Here is a 16,334-nt window from a genome sequence, read left to right as displayed (position 1 = left end):
CGTTCGCCGAGGCGCCGGATTTCCCCCGCCCTCCAGACATGACCAGGTCCGGCCTCAAGGCTTTGAGCCCAGAGGCGAAGGCCGAGCACGATCTGTGGCGCCGCAGGTTCCTCGCCAACCTGCGTCCGATCAAGACCGCACAGGCAAGCCAGCTCGTCGCGGATTTGACCGACATCCTCCAGGCCGGCTTGGACCAGCCGAACTGGGAGGCCAAGGGGATGGCCGCCGTCGACGCGTTCCCCGGCCTGGGCAAGACCACGGTCGGACTGTCGTTCGCCAAGCGCGTCCACAACGACCTGATCCGCGAGCACGGCCGGTTCACCGCAGCCGGGCACGAGCGGTGGCCGGTGATCCGGGTCGGGATGATGGGCGACACCACGGTCAAGGACTTCAACTGGGCGATGCTGGAGTTCTTCGCCCACTCCGGGCGCAACAGCGGGACCGCGAACTCGTTCCTATCCCGCGCCCTAGACTGCGCCCTGTCCTGCGAGTCACGGCTCCTGCTGGTCGACGACCTGCAGTTCCTCCGATTCCGGTCGATTCGCGGGACCGAACTGGCCAACCAGTTCAAGACGATCGCCAATGAGTTCCCACTGATGATCCTTTTCATCGGGCACGGCTTGAAGGACAAGGGCCTTTACGACGATCCGCAGCTCGAACGCCGCGTCACCCCGCTTGATCTGGATCCGTTCACGATCGATGACGAGGCCGGGCGCACGCAGTGGCGCAGCTTCCTGCTCTCCCTGGAACAGCGCTTGGTGCTGGCCGATAAGCATCCCGGCATGCTCGCCGACGACCTGTCCGATCACCTCTACGCCCGCTGCAACGGGCACATCGGCTCCCTGATGACCCTGATCAAACGAGCGTGCCTGCGGGCGATCCGAACCGGGGAGGAGCGCTTGACCCTGGAGCTGATGACCACGATCAAACTCGACCGGGCCGCGCAAGATCAGCAGGCGCGGTGGGAGGCTCTGCTGGCCGGCGGCAAGAACACCAGCAAGCCGAAACGATCTGCGCGGCGGCGAGCGTGACCACCTTGCGGACGCTACCGATCCGGATGGCACCGCTTCCCGGAGAGTCCCTGGACTCCTGGCTGGAGGCACTCGCGCACCGGACGCAAACCAGCTACGGCGATGTGCTCTCCAGCCTCGGCCTGTTAACCAGGGCCGGGGACGAGGCGCCCGGCTGGACCCGTCCCCGCGACTGGACCATCGCCCTGAGCGAGCGCGAAGCCGCCGGCATCGCCTTCGCCACCGGCCTGGACGACCAGCGTGTGCATGCCATGACTCTGGCGCACTTCGACGGTCGAGCACTGTTGATCGATCGCGCGAAGCGGCAGGTCAACCGGCACCGGCTATGGGGGCGGGGCACCGGGTCGCGATACTGCCCCGACTGCCTGGCCGAGAGCGCCGGACGATGGAAGCTGGAGTGGCGCCTGGGCTGGTCGTTCGCCTGCACCCACCACTCCCTCCTACTCGTGGACACCTGCCAAGGATGTGGACGCCTGACACGAAGACGCCCCTTCTCTCGCCGCAGCCTGCCGATCCCGGGACACTGCCGCACCCGCCCGCCCCGAACCGCTGACCCCGACGCCCCGCGCGAATGCGACCAGGACCTCACCCAGGCTGAGGCTCTCCGCCTGCCCACAGGCCATCCCGCGATTGAGACCCAACGCCTGATCACGAACATGATCGAGACCGACCGTGCAGAATTCGGCCAGTATTACCGGCATCCTCAGCCCTCCGCCGTGGCGCTTTCCGAACTGCGCGCAGTTGCTAGTCGGATGCTGACCCACCTGGGCGCTGACGACTTGGCGGCAAGGGTTCCCGCCGACATCCTCAACGCCCACATCACCTCCCAGCCGAGCAACGAGCCAGAGCGACGGGAGGCGAGCCGCCCAGGGTTCATGGCACCGCCGACATCGGCGATGACGGCAGCCGCGGTCATCGCCGCGATGCAGGTGCTCGGCGTGGCGCAGCTGAGCTCAGCCGCCCACGCCCTACGCACGGTGATCGGTAAGTCCCGCAACGGATCTGAGAAGACCACGACCACCACCATCCGAGGCTGGGGCCGAGGCACCGGCACGGTTCTACGGACGATACAACTGGCCGCGCTCGGACCATTGCTTCGCCCGAGTGACCAACTGCGGTACCAAACCGTCGCGCTTCCCTCCCCTCCGTCTGCCACCGCCCGGCAGGTCAGTCGGCGCTCAAACAAACTCCCCGCCGCGCTGTGGCCGTCATGGGCCGTGCGGCTGAGCCCCTCCAGCGGCGCTTACCAGCGCATCCTGGCACCCGTGCTGGCTGCGGGGGTGCTTCTGGTTGGAACCAAACTCGAACTCGACGCGGCTGCATCAATGCTCGGATCGGCCAGCGACGGCAAGTCACTATCGCGCGTACTGCAGATGCTGCACGATCGGCAGTGTTGGGAACCGGTCGCCACAGCCCTGATTCGCCTCGCACATTACTTGGACGAGAACGACATTCCCATCGACTACCAGCGCCGCCGCACCCTGGACTACTCGAACCTGCTACCGGCCAAGCAATGGGTGGAGATATGCCGCCAAACCGGCCATTCCCCAGGAGGCGGGCGACGGGCCCGTATCGCGCGATGTGTTCTGTTCAACCAGATCAGCGGCATGCCTGTCGGCCACGCCCCCGACTTTCCCACCGCCGACGTGTACTCCTTCCGCTCAGAAGCAGAGCGCTTCACTGAGGTGTGGTCTCCGCAGCTCGCGGGCGCCCTCAAAGAAGTCGCACGCGACTTCGTCAGCGGATGCGGACTGCGGAGCGAACCGGTGGTCTGGTGCCCACCGCTCGGCCTACTCGACGGTCTCGACCTGCCCGGCACTGACCCGTCCACCATCGACATCGATCGCCTGCACGAGTTGACTCGCGGACGCCGTTACCCAGCCGGATCGGCCGCCCAGACTCTCGGCGCCAGCATCGAGGCCGTGCGTCTCGTTCTGGAGGAACACCCGATCCCGGCTGCGCCGCTCACCGCGGCCCAGGCCCGTGCCCTTGGCCAAGTGAGCCACGCCGCCCGCCAAGTACTTACGGGGAAGGAATTTCGCCGCCGATACCTCGACGAACATCAGTCTGCGCGCACCATCGCGCTCGACATCGGCGTATCGAAAACCACCGTAACCAGACTCGCAGCGGAGTACGGCATCGAGCTACGCAAGGTCGGCCGCTACTTCAAACACCGCAACGCCATCGACCCAGACTGGCTATACGAGCAGTACGTCACACGCCGCCGGACACTAGCGGATATCGCACGTGAGAAGGGCACCAGCACCAACTACATCACCCGCCGAGCCCATGACCTGGGCATCCCGCTCCGCCCAAGCGGTGGCGCCAGCACCCGCAAAGCCATGGACTCCAAGGCCGACTTCGCAGGCTATCTGGGGTTGTCAAGTGAACTGGCTGGTCAGCCGCTTGGAGGTCTGTCAGGTACGTCAGGCAAGTAGACCCCAGCATGCCGAGCATGGTGGGGTCCGGCGCGAAGGTATTCGAGCGTGTGGAGAGGCGATCGATCAGCGATGGGCCGTTGCGATGAGGCGCCGCAACGCGGCGTGGGCGGGTGGGCCCCAGGTGGGCTTGCCGCCTGGGCGGCCGCGGACGCCGGCTTCGCCGATGAGGAGGCCGCTAAAGGCACGGAGCACTGCCCATCCGCGGGCACGGCGCAGGGCCGCGGCGTCCGGGGCCGGCTGGTAGGCGGCGTGGAAGAGGTCGGTGGTGTCGTCCGGCAGCAGAATCCACGCGGCGGCGAGGTCGCAGGCAGGATCGCCGGCGAACAGGTCGCCGAAGTCGATCACGCCGCAGATGGTGCCGTCCGCGGTGAGGACGTTGGCCGGATGCAGGTCGCCGTGGAGCCAGAGCGCCGGGCCGGACCAGTTGGGCGCGGCGGCGTCGTCCCAGACAGCGCGGACGGCGTCCGGGTCGGGGATGAGCCGGGGCGCGACGAGCAACGGAACGAAAAGTCTCGGTTTCCGGCCAGCTCGAGCCGATTCAGGTCCCGCACGGCAACTGATCACATGGGTGGAGTCGCTGCGTTGCTTTACCCCCGGCCGCCCGTTGAGAACCTTAGCTGCGCTTTCAACACTGACCCCACGTCCGGGAGTCGTACCGTCACGGCGAGGCCGCCGCCGGTGCGGGGGACGGCATCGATCGTGCCTCCGTGGACGCGTGTGATGGCGGCCACGATCGACAGGCCGAGGCCCGCGCCGGACACCGACTCGGTACGGTCGCTGGTGAGGCGCCGGAACGGCTCGAACAGCGATGACACCACCTCGTGGGCGATCTCCTGCCCGGTGTTCTCCACGGTGAGGACCGCGCCTCCATTGCCCGTTCCGGTCCGGACGGCGATGAACCTACGCTGGTCGTTGTACTTCTCGGCGTTCTCCACGAGATTCGCGATCAACCGCTCCACCAGAACGGGATCGCCGGAGGTGAGGGCCGGTGACAGGTCCACCGTCGCGCCGGGGTGCTCGCAGAGGACACGCCGGGCCAGGTCGGCCAGATCGACGGGCTCTGCGTTGGTCAGCGTGTGTTCTGCCGCGGCCAGCATCAGGAGTCCGTCGATGAGCCGATGCTGGCGGCTGTTGGAGGCGAGGAGTTCATCCCGGGCCTCCAGCAGCTCCTCGGGAAGTTCGCCGAACGCCACCTGCAGCAGCGCCCGGTCCAGCGCCAGGGGTGTCTTGAGCTCATGGGAGGCGTTGGCGGCGAACCGGCGCTGAGCATCGGTCGAGCGCTCGAGCCGGTCGAGCATGTCATCGAAGGTGTCGGCGAGCTCCTTGAGCTCATCGTCGGGGCCCTGCATCGCGATCCGCTGATGGAGGTTGGACAGGGACAGCCGGCGGGCCGTGGAGGTGACGCTGCGAATCGGGCGCAGGACGCGTCCGGCCAGCCACCAGCCCAGGATCACGGAGACCACCGTCAGGACAGCGATGATGATCGCGGTGGCGGCCCATTGGTACCTCAGGAGTTCATACTGCAGCTGAAGGTCGCCTTGGAACACCGCTTCCTGGTCGACTTCGCCCCGGGTCGGCGCCCCGGCGGCCGAGGGCTGAGGTGCTCGGCCCGAGACGGAGACGCTCACCCCAAGCGCGCTGCTGAGCAGCAGGTTCACCGCGAGCAGCATGACCACGGCCATGATGAGGAAGGGGCTGGCATAGAGCGCGGTCAGCCGGACCCTGACGGTGCTCCGTGGCCAGGGTCGACGAGACGGTAGCCCGCTCCGATCACGGTTTGAATTACCGGTGGCGGTCCCAGCTTCTTGCGCAGCGTCGCCACCGTTACCCGCACGGAGTTGGTGAAGTAGTCGACGTTCTCGTCCCATGCCTTCTCCAGCAGATCCTCGACACTGACGACGCTTCCGCCCGACCGCATGAAGACCTCCAGCACCGTGAACTCCTTGGGGCTCAGAGCCACGTAGCGCCCGTTGCGATGCACTTCGTGGTAGGCGGGGTCCAGGGTGATGCCCGCCATCTGCAGAACCGGCTGGAGCCGGGTCGGCACCCGCCGTGCCAGGGCTCGGATCCGGGCGACGAGCTCGGGAAAGTCGAAGGGCTTGGCGAGGTAATCGTCAGAACCCAGGCTCAGCCCCTCCACCTTCGACCACAGGTCACCCGCGGCGGTGAGCATGATGATCCGTGCGGGGACCTGCGCCTCCATCAGCCTCCGGCAGACATCGTCACCGTGGATCTCGGGTAAGTCCCGATCGAGCACGATCACGTCGTATTCATTGGTCATCGCCCGTTCCAGGGCCGCGTCCCCGTCATAGACGACGTCCACGGCCATCCGGGCCTTGCGCAGCCCGGTGCCGATGATGTCGGCCAGGCCTTTCTCATCTTCGGCAACCAGCACGCGCATGTTCGATGCTCCCGGATGTCGGTCGTCATGGTACGTCTCAGGCGGACAGGGCCAGCGTCGGCGACATCCGAGCGGCCCGCATCGCCGGGTAGAGTCCGGCGATGGCGCCGACGGCGAGTGTGGCGCCGAGTCCGCCGCCGATCACCCACGTGGGCACGACCGGCGGCAACCCTTGTGTCAGCGCGAACCCGATGGTGCCGACCACGCCCAACAGCGAGCCGGTGAGCCCGCCCGCCCCGGCCAAAATCAGGGATTCGGCGAGAAACTGGATGCGAACCTGGGCGGTGGTGGCCCCGAGCGCGCGACGCAGGCCGATCTCACGACGCCGCTCCAGTACCGAGATGATCATCGTGTTGGCGATGCCGACCCCGCCCACCAGCAGGGCCACGCCGCCGACACCAAGCAACAGGCTGGTGAATGCCCCCGCCACCGCGGCCCTCGCCTCCAGAGCGTCGGAGGGGCGGCTGACCGTGACCTCTTCTGGATGCTCCGGGTTCGCCGCGTGATTCAGCAACGCCCTGACCTCCGTGACCTTCTCCTCAGCGATCTTCGTGTAGACCAAGGTCGGGTGTCCATCGAAACCGAGGAAGGCATCCGCCGCGGCGAAGCCGACCAGCGCGGCCACGTCGACGTCCTCCGCCAGTGGCGATTCGGCCAGGACCCCGATCACCGTCCACCACTGACCGTTGATCCACACCGAGTCTCCGGCGGTGGCGGCGAGCCGTGTGGCGGCCGTGGATCCCAGCACCACGGTGCGTTGCGCCGCGGTGGCCGCATCGTGCCACCTTCCGCTGTGGACAGGGGTCTGCAGGACCTCCAGCAGATCCAGGGATGTGGCGCGGACCTGAAGGCCACCGGTGCGCGTCGAAGGGATGCGATCGTTGCGGTAGATGGCCTTGCCGGTATCACCGGTCTGACCGGCCATGGCGACATGCTCCACGCCCCGGATCATCCGGCCCGCGTTCTTCGGCAGCCTGGCTTTCTTCTCGGAGAACTGCTTGCCGGGGGCGACGGTCAACATGTTCGTCCCCAGCTCATCCAGGGTCTCCATGACGCGAGCCTGGCTGGAGGAGGAGATGCCCAGCACCGCCACCATGGTCGCGATGCCGATGGCGATCCCCAACGCGGACAGCACGGCCCGCGTGGGCCGGGCCCGTAGCCCCGCCACACCCACCCGCGCCACATCCTCCAGGTTCATCCGGGCCGGGGTCAGCCGTGCTTTGCCGATCCGATCCGTCATCGGAGAGCTCCGATCTCGCCGGCCTCGGAGGCCTCATCCGCGACGACCAGGCCGTCACGGATGTGGATCCGGCGTGGCGCGGCGGCCGCGACCTCCAGGTCGTGCGTGATGATCACCACGGTGGCGCCGGCGGCGTTCAGATTCCGCAACGTCGCAAGAACCTCTGCCCCTGATGCGGTGTCAAGGTTGCCGGTCGGCTCATCGGCCAACACCAGCGACGGCTCCCCGACCACGGCGCGGGCCACGGCGACCCGCTGCCGCTCCCCGCCCGACATCTGATTCGATCGGTGCTCCAGCCGATCCGCCAGGCCGACACGCTCCAATGCCTCACCCGCCCGTCGCCGGCGTTCACGCCGCGCCACCCCGGCATATAGCAAACCGTCAGCGACGTTGTCGAGAGCGGAAACTCCGTCCGCGAGGTGGAACTGCTGGAAGATGAACCCGATGTGCTGGGCACGCAGCGCCGACAGCTCGGGATCGCTCAGCTGCGCCACGTCGTAGCCGGCGATGCGCACCTGGCCCTGCGTTGGCCGGTCCAAGGTACCGATCATGTTGAGCAGGGTCGATTTGCCCGACCCGGAAGGGCCGACCATGGCGACCAGCTCTCCGGTATCCACGCGCAAATCCACTCCTCGCAGCGCCAGAACGCCACCGGGAAACTCCTTGGTCACCTTCGTCAGCTCGACGATGGCGGTCATAGCTTGGGAACCTCGACTCTCACGCCCTCCGACAGGCCGGCACCAGAGATCTCGACACGGCTCCCCGTGAACAGCCCCGTCTCGACCGACACCACCTGCCGGGTCCCGCCCTGCACCACCCGCACACCGTACTGGCCGCCTTCTCGCGCGATCAGTGCCTCGACCGGCACCGACAGCACGTCCTTGCGGCGCCCGGTTCGTAGCTCGACCGTGACCGGCGCCTGATCCAGCCTGCCCAGTTCGCCGCCGACCTTGACACTGACATCGATCGTTGCCGGACTGTCCGCATCCTTCCCGGGCCGTGCGATGGTCCCGACAGAGGAGATCGTTCCAGCGACCTTCTTGCCGTCCGGCAGTTGCACCCTCACCCTGGCGCCCTTTCGAGCGAATTGCTGGTTGGAGGTCTCCAGTTTGATGGTGATAGCCCGTTCGGTCCTGGTTGTTGTCACCACCGAACCTTCAGCGGCATCCCCCGCCTCCTTGGTGTTTTCCGCGATCCGAAGCGCGCCCCTCGAGAAGATCACTTGGCTCACCTCCGCCCTGCCCGTCGCCACCAGCCCCTTATCGCGCTGCCAGGCCCACACCGCCTGGGCGGTCACAGCGGTAAAGGTCTTGTCGACCGTGCCGGACTTGTATCCCAGCTTGACCAGGTTCAGCTCCAGCTGCTGGACATCCGGGCCTGTGGTGCCGACACCAAGGCGCCGATACATCGGGACGGCGCCATACATCAGGAACACCGGTTTGCCCTCCACCTTGTACAGCCAGCCGCCCCGACGCACCACCGTTCCCTCGGCGCGGGTGGCCGTGACCACCCCGCTGGCGCGGTTCGGCTGGATGCGGCGGCCCGCGTACCCGAGGGTGCCGCTGACCTGTTTGGTGTCCACCATGTCGGAACGCGTGATCGGCACGGACGACGTCTGCGCACCGTTGGGGCTCGACGCCGGCGCTGCCGTACGACCGGGGAGGTTCATGAACCCCACCACAGCCCCGCTTCCGATCACCGCTACGCCGCTCAGCAGCACCGCCGTGCGCCTCACTCGGAGTTCCCAGGAGCCTGCTCCTTGCACGCCTTCTGCGCCTGCTGAACCACCGGCGTGTCCTCGGTCATCCCGTCCGGCAGCTTTACAGCGACACCGCCGTCAGGATCCTGCTTCGGGTCCGGCATGTCGACTCCCGCCTTGCGCATGCACGCGACGTACTGGAGCGCGGTGTCCATCGCCTGCTTCTTGTCCTCGGGCGACACCTCCTCACCGGCCGGGGCGTACTGCTTACAGGCCGACTTGGCCGCGTTGCTCTTCTCCGGGGAGTCCGCCTTGATGTCCAGCCCGTCGCTCCGCTCCGTGACGGTGAGACCCTGATCCCGCAGGCACGCCGCGTACTTCGCCTGATCACCGGAGTCTCCCTGCGCCCCGGGGCCACCGCCGCATGACACGAGGACCACTGAGGTAGCGAGGAAGGCTGCTCCCTTCAGGGCAATCTTTATGTTCGCCATGCCCCGCAGCATGCTGGACAAGGGTTTAAAAGAAGCTAACCAGATTTGCTTAACTCATCTTTAACTCAGGCCGCAATCCGAGCTCGACTTTGGCTATCTTCGCGATCTTGAAAAGTCGGTTGTGTGGGCGAGCGTTGCGGGCTCTTCGAACCTAAATAGGGCGGAGCATGATCCCGTAGTTGGGGGCTCCGCTGTTCCTCCCGGCCACCCGACCGGAGCAACAGTAGCCGGATGGGCAGCCCGCCCGTTTCCTCCACGGTCCAAGGCTTTCAGGCCAGGAGACCCAGGGTTTCGGGCGTTGCACGGTGTGCTGTTTCCGCCGGACGCCGAGGAAATGACATCAAGCGCGGAATGATCAAGGTGACACGGAGCGCGGAACCGCCAAAACGCCCAGCTCACAGGACCAACATGTGACACCGAAACACGGAACCTACAGCCTTGTAGGGTCCGCGCTTTGATGTCGTAGTCCACGTTTCCGTGTCGTCTGTCTGTCGTTTGCGACATGAATCGTGGACTGGCAGGTCAGCTTGCTCGCACGATCGGGTGACATCTGCTGGTTCGTACGTGACTGTGCGCGTACAGAGGTGTCATGGTGACGGCATAGACGAGATCGCCTTCTTGGGGGTCGAGCGGCTATGTCAAACTCTCGCGTCATATCGTCTGCCGAGATCCAGGCCAAGGCGCCAAACGGGACTGTAGCGCTCGAGGGTCGGTTCAGTCACGCACCAGTCGCGGATCTGCTCGGTGCTGGGCCATGGCGTGTCTTCCGTTGGCATCGAGGACAGCGGCACTACTCGGGTTCCTACTGGTCAGCTACCGAATCCTCGCACGTGATCTACGAGTCCAGGCTTGAGCTGGCGCGGCTGCTGTTCGCCGACTTCGACCCGTCGGTCTCACGGATCGTGGCACAGCCGTTCCTGATGACAGCACACGTCGACGGGGCTGGCCGGCGCCATATCCCGGACTTTCTGCTGATGACCGAGTCCGGCCCGCTGGTGGTCGACGGCAAACCGACCCGGCAGTTAGCCCAGCCAGAGGTTGCGTTCTCCTTCGCTTGGGCCAAGACGGTGATCGAGTCCCGCGGCTGGGGCTACGAGGTGTGGACCGAGCCGAACATGCAGCGCCTTGAGAACATCCGGTTCCTTGCGGGATATCGCCGATCATCACTGTTCTCGACCGATCTGGTGGGCGCGATCGAGGCGGCGGTGCAGGACGGCGCAACACTGGCTGACGCCTTCGCCGCGGTGCCGGATCTCGATCCGAGAATCGTGCGTGCTGGGGTGCTCAGGTTGCCGGCGCGTCCTCGATGATCCACTGGATCCCATGCGGGATAAGAAAGTCGAGGAAGGCGGTCGGGTGGTAGGCCTGGGCGGGTGCGAGAACTCCCGGCTTGGCGGGGTCGGCGATGAGACGGCGGACGCTTTCGACGGCGATCACCGCGGTCGTGCCGTAGGTGTCCGGGCCCTGGACGATGCCGCGGGCGCGGCGGCCGTCGGTACTGGTGGCGTCGACCACGTAGGTGAAGCGCTGGGTGCGGCGGCTGTCCTCATCGGGTCCTTCAGGCAGGCTTTCGATGATCTCCGGTGTGAGCGGCGTGTTCAGCCCGTCGCCCAAGGCCGCCTCGGTCAGGCCCTCGACATGCCGGACGCGGATGTGACGGGGAATGGTCACCACCTCCGACACAGGGAAGGCCATCACCGGGGTCGCCTCCGACTGTCCGGGCAGCCTGATCGCCGTGTGGCGGGCGGGCATGCCGGGGCGCCAGTCGCCGTCGTCGTAGGCCATGCCTCCCGCCTTGATGGCGTCGATCGTTTCGACCACCGAACGTAGCGAGCCGCGCGACATGCCGCCGCCCCCAACGACCACGTGGGTGGTGATGATCTCTTCGACCGGTTCCAGGCGGTCGGCCAGGATGTGGGCCAGAAGGTCTACCGGGACGCAGCCGTCGTTGGCGGCGGGTACGACGGTGACCCCGGCGTTCTCCGCCTCCGTGGTGAAGGTGTCGAAAATCTTCTTGACGTAGAGCTGCTCGCCTGAGGTGTCGACGTAGTTACAGCCGGCGGCGATCGCGGCGCGGACCACGGCCTCACCTGAGGAGGTGAACGGTCCGGCGCAGTTGATGACGCCGTCGCAGCCGCGGAACGCGCTCACCAGCGCCTCATGGTCACTGGTGTCGGCCAAGCGTCGTTCCGCGTCGGGGAGGCCCACCGCCGAGGCGGCCTCTTCCAGGCGCGCGAGATTACGTCCGGCCAGGACCGTCTCGATGTCGCGTCGCGCCAGTTCGGTGAGCACGAGCTTTCCCTGGTATCCACTCGCGCCATAAACGGCGATCTTCATGTCGTCTCCTCACGATGGGAGCTGCGCGGTTGCTCAGCCCACTAGCACAGTAAGGCGCCGACACAAGACGGTTGAATGCGTGATGCGCTCTAGAGTTTGCGTCATCGTCTTCGCCGAGGTCGTCGTTGGTTACACTGGCTGCGTGGATGTTCTGTCTGATGTGGTGAGTGCGGCGCGTACCGGTCGACCCCACTCGGGCCGGGTGACCAAGTCCGCTCCCTTCGCCGAGCGGTTTCCGCCGGTGCCGTCCGCCGGGTTCCACATCGTTCTCCAGGGAACGTGCTGGCTTTTCCCGTCTCAGGGTGAGCCGATCGCGCTCGGGCCGGGCGACGTGGCGTTCCTGCCGCGCGGATCCGCACACGGTCTGGCCGACGAACCGTCCACCCCGGTGAGCGAGCCGCCCACAACGCTCACCGGAGTCCATGATGGCCGCAACGACGAAACGTCAGCCGACCGGCCGCCGACGGTGGTCATGCTCTGCGGCGCCTACCTCCTGGACAGATCCGCGCCGCATCCGCTCCTGAACGACCTGCCCGAGGTCATCCACCTACCGACGCGGGTAGGGCGGCACAGGGAACTCCGCGCCGCGGTTGAACTCCTCGGCGTGGAACTGGACAGCGACGCCCGCCCGGGCTCCGACACCATCCTGCTCACCCTGCTGGATCTGCTCCTGCTCTACATCCTGCGCGCGTGGTTCGAAGAACAGAGTGTCTCCGGCCACTCCGCCACCGGCTGGGCCGCGGCCCTGCACGACCCTGCCGTCGCCGCCGCCCTCCGCGCCATCCATGGAGATCCCAGCCGGCAATGGACCGTCGAGGAGTTGGGCGCGCAGGCACGCCTGTCGCGCGCCGCCTTCGCCCGGCGGTTCACACAGCTGGTCGGCCAGCCACCGCTGACCTACCTGACATGGTGGCGGATGACCACCGCCGCCCGGCTCCTGCGCACCTCCGACGCCCCCGTCAACACGATCGCCCAGCAGGTCGGCTACAGCTCGCAGTACACCTTCACCCATGCCTTCAAACGCCAGTACGGGTCACCACCCGGCAGTTACCGGCACCACGTCGGCTGAAGCACAACACCCGCGTAGGGATCTTCGAGGTTTGGCGGCCTATGACACGTTGGTTAACTCACCCAAGAAATGACACCAAGCGCGGAACGATCAAGGTGACACGGGGCGCGGAACCGCCAAAAAGGCCAGCTCACAGAACCGGCATGTGACACCGAATCGCGGATCCTACAAGCCTTGTAGGATCCGCGATTCCGTGCGGCTGATCATGAGCACTGTCCCAGCAAGTCCGCGTGATCATGAGCTTTGATAACGCCCCGTGATGTCGGACTTACGGGACTTTTGCTCGCTATCTATTCGGCGGTCATCCGCGGGGGTCGGGCTCGTGGGGCGCAGCAGCGGCATGAAGCAGTCCAACCGCCGAATCGGCTTCTGGATTCGCTGCCATCAAGCCGCCTCGTCCCTGGAATCGGGAGTGGGAGCCAGTCGCATGCTGCCGGACTGGGCCTTCTCGTCGGGGAAGACCCACTTCCGGAGCGCCCAGAAGCGGAAGACCATGGCAATCAGCGTGCCGATGATCTGCGCGCTCATGAAGTCGGCGATCTCCTGGGTCACCAGGCTCACATCCGGGGTCTCCAGGCGAAATACGTACCGGGAGATCCATAGCGGCGCGGAGCTGAGCACTAGGCCGACGCCACTGACCAGGAAGAACAGCGCCGCCTCGTGACGGCGCTCGCGGCCGCCCCTGGTCCGGAACGACCATTCGCGGTTCAACACGTAGGACACGATCGTCGCCACGAGCACCGCGATGATCTTCGCGGTCACCGGCTTCGGTTCCAAAATGGTCAGCTTCAGCCCATAGAACACCGTGTTGTCCACTAAGAACGCTGTTCCACCCACCACCGCGAACTTCAGCAGTTCACGGTGCTTCAGCGCATGTGCGTGCAGCGGTTCCGGCAATCTTGCGAGTACTGCGTTTGCTATTCGGAGCACCCCCGATCTTCTCACCAGTCGAACACCCTGGTGACAAGATTTACGGACACGGCTTGTCCGGCTTCGCCATCATCAACCGCGCTCAACCCTTGGCGCCTACCGAGGCCGGGCACCAACTCCGCTCCTTGCAGGTCGCGGGGGCGGACGCCAGCCGAACTGGCGCTGGCTGATAGTCCGACGAGCGGGCTACGGGGGGCTTATGACGGTGAACATGCGGGCGAGCTTCCATGGCCGACGACCCCAAGTGGCGAGCTTTCCTCCGAGAAGCGGTTTCCATATTCCTTGTCGGCCGATGAACACCAGCATGAGAGCCGGGGGGTCCGCAGAGATGTGGGCGTCAACGTCACGTGCGCCAGCCGCGTCGAGCGTCAACGAACCGCCATCGAAGACAAGCAACGTGCGTCCACCTCCACGCAGGCGCACTTCGAACCGAGCTCGGAAGGAGCTGGCCTTCTCCTGGTTCAAGAAAGCAGTGGGCGGCAGAGCCGCGATAAGCGGAAGCGCGGCTCCCTCGATCGCGAGCAGAGCGTGGTGACGCTGTATCGGCCACGGGCGCCCAGTGACTCTGGCGATGTCATGGCCGTGGATCAGGCATTCTTCGAGCAGGTGACAAGCCACCGCCGAAGTCGGCAGGCGGACACCTTGCAGCCAATCGACGGTGGCTGATCGCGAACGCGACGCGACGGCGTCGAACTCGTTTGCGAGCGTGCCGATGCGATCTGCGAGTACGGCCGGGTCCCGTTCGCCGTCCTCGGCCAGCATCTTCGCGTTAACGTCGGCCATTCCCGCCGTCGTGACTATGGCTTGCGGGACCGGTTTTCCGGCGAGGGCGTCGGTGTCGAAGCGAAAAACATGAGATAAGTGAGCCGCGACATCACCCACCGTCCAAGTACCGACCGAAGCGGAGTTGGCATCAGGGACGCTCCGCACAAGTGCGACGAGGCTGGGGACAACATCCCGCAACGCCGCACGAGCCTGGGCCAGGGTGTCGGGCGCACCACTGTGCGTCGCAGCCGGGACCATGTCAACATCTTCCTGGGCGTCAGAGTCTGGGCCTCGCCTGGGGCGTGGGGTGTCCGTCATCGATTCAGTCCCGTGGCGGGAACGCTTGTGGCGGTGGCTGACCCAATGGCGATCCATCGGGCCAGCTGACGCTTGGTGCGCAGGTCGTCGCCGTCGACGTGCAGCCGGCCCTGAACCGGTCGACCTTTCATCTCCATCGGCCGTGCGTTGGTGGTCGCGAGGCCAGGTGCACGTCGTAGGCCACTACGACTCCCTTTGCGTTTTCCGCCGGACGTCTCCACGAGCCGGAGGTGTGCGCCGCCCGCCGGGCGTGAACCGCCAGTCGCGGATCGCCGCCGCGAACCGGTCGGGCGCGTCGGACTGCACGAAGTGGCCGGCGCCTTCGATGATTACGGTGTGGTGGTCGGCGAAGATCTGCTCCCATCGCTGTCGCTCCTTAGCCCGGAAAGCGAAGTCGGCGTCCCCCCACACGATGAGCGTCGGGAGCGACGCGAGGCCGGGGAGCCCGGCTTCGACACCGGCGAGAAAGGCGCGGCTGGCGGTGATGCGCCGAGGGAGCACGGACGACGCGTCGCGCCGGTTGTGGGTGGCGAGAGCCGTTCGGTAGTGGGCCATCTCGTCGGCGGTCGGCTTCCGCAGCCGGTGCCCGGCAGGGACCATAGCGTTGACGAATAGGTTGAACTGCCTGACCAGCAACCGCCCTAGGGGGCCGCCGTGCAGCAGCAGCAGCGTCGGCCCCGATCCTTCGTCCACGTAGTGGACGGTGTGCCCGTCGATGGCGATGAAGCGGCTCTCGAAGGGGAACAGCTCGTTGTTGACCCAGGCAGGCCTTCCCGTGTCAGCCACGACCACTCTCCTTCTCGACTATGCTGGATTTAGTCAGGCAAGCTTGAGATTGTCAAGTAGGTGGAATGAGTCGAAGCTACGGCCAGTACTGCGGCCTCGCCCGGGCGCTCGATGTCGTTGGCGACCGGTGGAATCTGCTCATCGTCCGCCAACTTCTCGTGGCTCCCGCCCGCTACCGCGAGCTGCTCGATGGGCTCCCTGGCGTGGCCACCAACCTGCTCGCCGACCGCCTCCGAGACCTCGAGAACGCCGGAGTGGTCGAGCGGCACCTGGCCGAGGAAGCCAACGCCATCGTGTACGCCCTCACCCCGTGGGGCGCCGGGCTGCGGGAGCCGATCGAGAGCCTCATCCGCTGGTCCACGCCGCTAATGACGCGCGGCCCAGGCGGCGACCGCTTCCGCGCCGAATGGCTCGTCGTCGCCCTCCCGGCCCTGCTCGCCCGCAAGCCGGCCGCACGCCGGTCATCGACGGTGGGGATCGCGGTCGATGGCCAGCTGCTCCAGGTACGGGCGACGCGCTCGGGCATAGATGTGAGCCTGCACGATGGCCAGGATCTCGATGCTGTCGTGCGCGCTGACGCCTCGATCGTTCTCGGGCTGGCAGCGGGTGTGCTCACCCTCAACGACACCCTTGGACTCGTCGACATCGAAGGCGATGAAGCTGCCGTACGAGCCGTCTTCAACCGTTCCTAATCAGTAGCCAGGAGTGACATCTTGATGCCACGTCCCGGAACTGCGCGCATCCCGAACGGTTTTGGATGCGCTGGTCTCCCGCGTTCTCGTTCCCTCCGTCCGGCGATGTGCATCGTGTGCACGTTCCGTGACGG

16 protein-coding genes are annotated in these 16,334 nt (G+C 66.3%); 5 read left to right on the top strand and 11 right to left on the bottom strand.

Annotated elements, in window-relative coordinates; translation table 11 throughout:
* Positions 1–38 precede the first annotated feature (38 nt).
* Together ACTWPT_RS52620 and ACTWPT_RS52615 are read left to right on the top strand one after the other, a co-directional pair.
* Complete coding sequence (locus ACTWPT_RS52620) at positions 39–1,031, top strand: TniB family NTP-binding protein (protein WP_127937819.1); 993 nt, start codon at positions 39–41, stop codon at positions 1,029–1,031.
* On the top strand, positions 1,028–3,469 hold the full coding sequence (locus tag ACTWPT_RS52615; protein ID WP_443185100.1) for a TniQ family protein: 2,442 nt from the start codon (positions 1,028–1,030) through the stop codon (positions 3,467–3,469). The genes ACTWPT_RS52620 and ACTWPT_RS52615 overlap by 4 nt, the downstream gene beginning before the upstream one ends.
* 66 nt (positions 3,470–3,535) lie before the next feature.
* Here ACTWPT_RS52615 and ACTWPT_RS52610 read toward each other — a convergent pair whose 3' ends face one another.
* From ACTWPT_RS52610 to ACTWPT_RS52580, 7 genes are all read right to left on the bottom strand, one after another.
* Positions 3,536–3,970, bottom strand: a complete 435-nt coding sequence (locus tag ACTWPT_RS52610) for a phosphotransferase (RefSeq protein WP_443185099.1) — start codon at positions 3,968–3,970, stop codon at positions 3,536–3,538.
* A gap of 89 nt (positions 3,971–4,059) precedes the next feature.
* A complete protein-coding gene (locus ACTWPT_RS52605; protein WP_443185098.1) occupies positions 4,060–5,154 on the bottom strand; it encodes a sensor histidine kinase in 1,095 nt (364 codons plus the stop codon).
* A 29-nt stretch (positions 5,155–5,183) separates the two neighbouring features.
* A complete protein-coding gene (locus tag ACTWPT_RS52600) occupies positions 5,184–5,873 on the bottom strand; it encodes a response regulator transcription factor (RefSeq protein WP_138671535.1) in 690 nt (229 codons plus the stop codon).
* 37 nt (positions 5,874–5,910) lie between these two features.
* Positions 5,911–7,113, bottom strand: coding sequence for an ABC transporter permease (locus ACTWPT_RS52595; RefSeq protein ID WP_127937811.1), 1,203 nt, complete (start codon positions 7,111–7,113; stop codon positions 5,911–5,913).
* Positions 7,110–7,811 carry an ABC transporter ATP-binding protein gene (locus tag ACTWPT_RS52590; RefSeq protein ID WP_443185097.1) on the bottom strand — a complete coding sequence of 234 codons (702 nt, stop codon included), beginning with the start codon at positions 7,809–7,811 and terminating at the stop codon, positions 7,110–7,112. Before ACTWPT_RS52590 ends, ACTWPT_RS52595 begins: the two co-directional genes overlap by 4 nt.
* Positions 7,808–8,848 carry a peptidoglycan-binding protein gene (locus ACTWPT_RS52585; RefSeq protein ID WP_443185096.1) on the bottom strand — a complete coding sequence of 347 codons (1,041 nt, stop codon included), beginning with the start codon at positions 8,846–8,848 and terminating at the stop codon, positions 7,808–7,810. Before ACTWPT_RS52585 ends, ACTWPT_RS52590 begins: the two co-directional genes overlap by 4 nt.
* Positions 8,845–9,303 (bottom strand): hypothetical protein, encoded by a 459-nt coding sequence (locus ACTWPT_RS52580; RefSeq protein WP_127937807.1) that lies wholly within the window; start codon positions 9,301–9,303, stop codon positions 8,845–8,847. Before ACTWPT_RS52580 ends, ACTWPT_RS52585 begins: the two co-directional genes overlap by 4 nt.
* A gap of 635 nt (positions 9,304–9,938) precedes the next feature.
* Here ACTWPT_RS52580 and ACTWPT_RS52575 point away from each other — a divergent pair.
* On the top strand, positions 9,939–10,613 hold the full coding sequence (locus ACTWPT_RS52575; protein ID WP_443185095.1) for a TnsA-like heteromeric transposase endonuclease subunit: 675 nt from the start codon (positions 9,939–9,941) through the stop codon (positions 10,611–10,613).
* Here ACTWPT_RS52575 and ACTWPT_RS52570 read toward each other — a convergent pair.
* Complete coding sequence (locus tag ACTWPT_RS52570; RefSeq protein ID WP_443185094.1) at positions 10,588–11,640, bottom strand: saccharopine dehydrogenase family protein; 1,053 nt, start codon at positions 11,638–11,640, stop codon at positions 10,588–10,590. The two genes, ACTWPT_RS52575 and ACTWPT_RS52570, sit on opposite strands and share 26 nt — an antisense overlap.
* Before the next feature lie 142 nt (positions 11,641–11,782).
* Here ACTWPT_RS52570 and ACTWPT_RS52565 point away from each other — a divergent pair, with 142 nt between their 5' ends.
* Positions 11,783–12,709 carry an AraC family transcriptional regulator gene (locus ACTWPT_RS52565; RefSeq protein ID WP_443185093.1) on the top strand — a complete coding sequence of 309 codons (927 nt, stop codon included), beginning with the start codon at positions 11,783–11,785 and terminating at the stop codon, positions 12,707–12,709.
* A 384-nt stretch (positions 12,710–13,093) separates the two neighbouring features.
* Here ACTWPT_RS52565 and ACTWPT_RS52560 read toward each other — a convergent pair whose 3' ends face one another.
* From ACTWPT_RS52560 to ACTWPT_RS52550, 3 genes are all read right to left on the bottom strand, one after another.
* On the bottom strand, positions 13,094–13,606 hold the full coding sequence (locus ACTWPT_RS52560) for a GtrA family protein (RefSeq protein WP_443185092.1): 513 nt from the start codon (positions 13,604–13,606) through the stop codon (positions 13,094–13,096).
* 219 nt (positions 13,607–13,825) lie between these two features.
* On the bottom strand, positions 13,826–14,662 hold the full coding sequence (locus tag ACTWPT_RS52555) for a maleylpyruvate isomerase N-terminal domain-containing protein (protein ID WP_443185091.1): 837 nt from the start codon (positions 14,660–14,662) through the stop codon (positions 13,826–13,828).
* A gap of 243 nt (positions 14,663–14,905) precedes the next feature.
* Positions 14,906–15,508, bottom strand: a complete 603-nt coding sequence (locus ACTWPT_RS52550; protein ID WP_443185090.1) for a hypothetical protein — start codon at positions 15,506–15,508, stop codon at positions 14,906–14,908.
* A 65-nt stretch (positions 15,509–15,573) separates the two neighbouring features.
* On the opposite strand from ACTWPT_RS52550, the gene ACTWPT_RS52545 reads away from it, so the two are divergent.
* Positions 15,574–16,200 carry a winged helix-turn-helix transcriptional regulator gene (locus ACTWPT_RS52545; protein ID WP_443185089.1) on the top strand — a complete coding sequence of 209 codons (627 nt, stop codon included), beginning with the start codon at positions 15,574–15,576 and terminating at the stop codon, positions 16,198–16,200.
* Positions 16,201–16,334 lie beyond the last annotated feature (134 nt).

This window comes from Nonomuraea sp. 3N208, assembly GCF_052245935.1.
GTDB lineage: Bacteria > Actinomycetota > Actinomycetes > Streptosporangiales > Streptosporangiaceae > Nonomuraea.
This window is presented reverse-complemented; position numbering and strand designations above follow the sequence as displayed.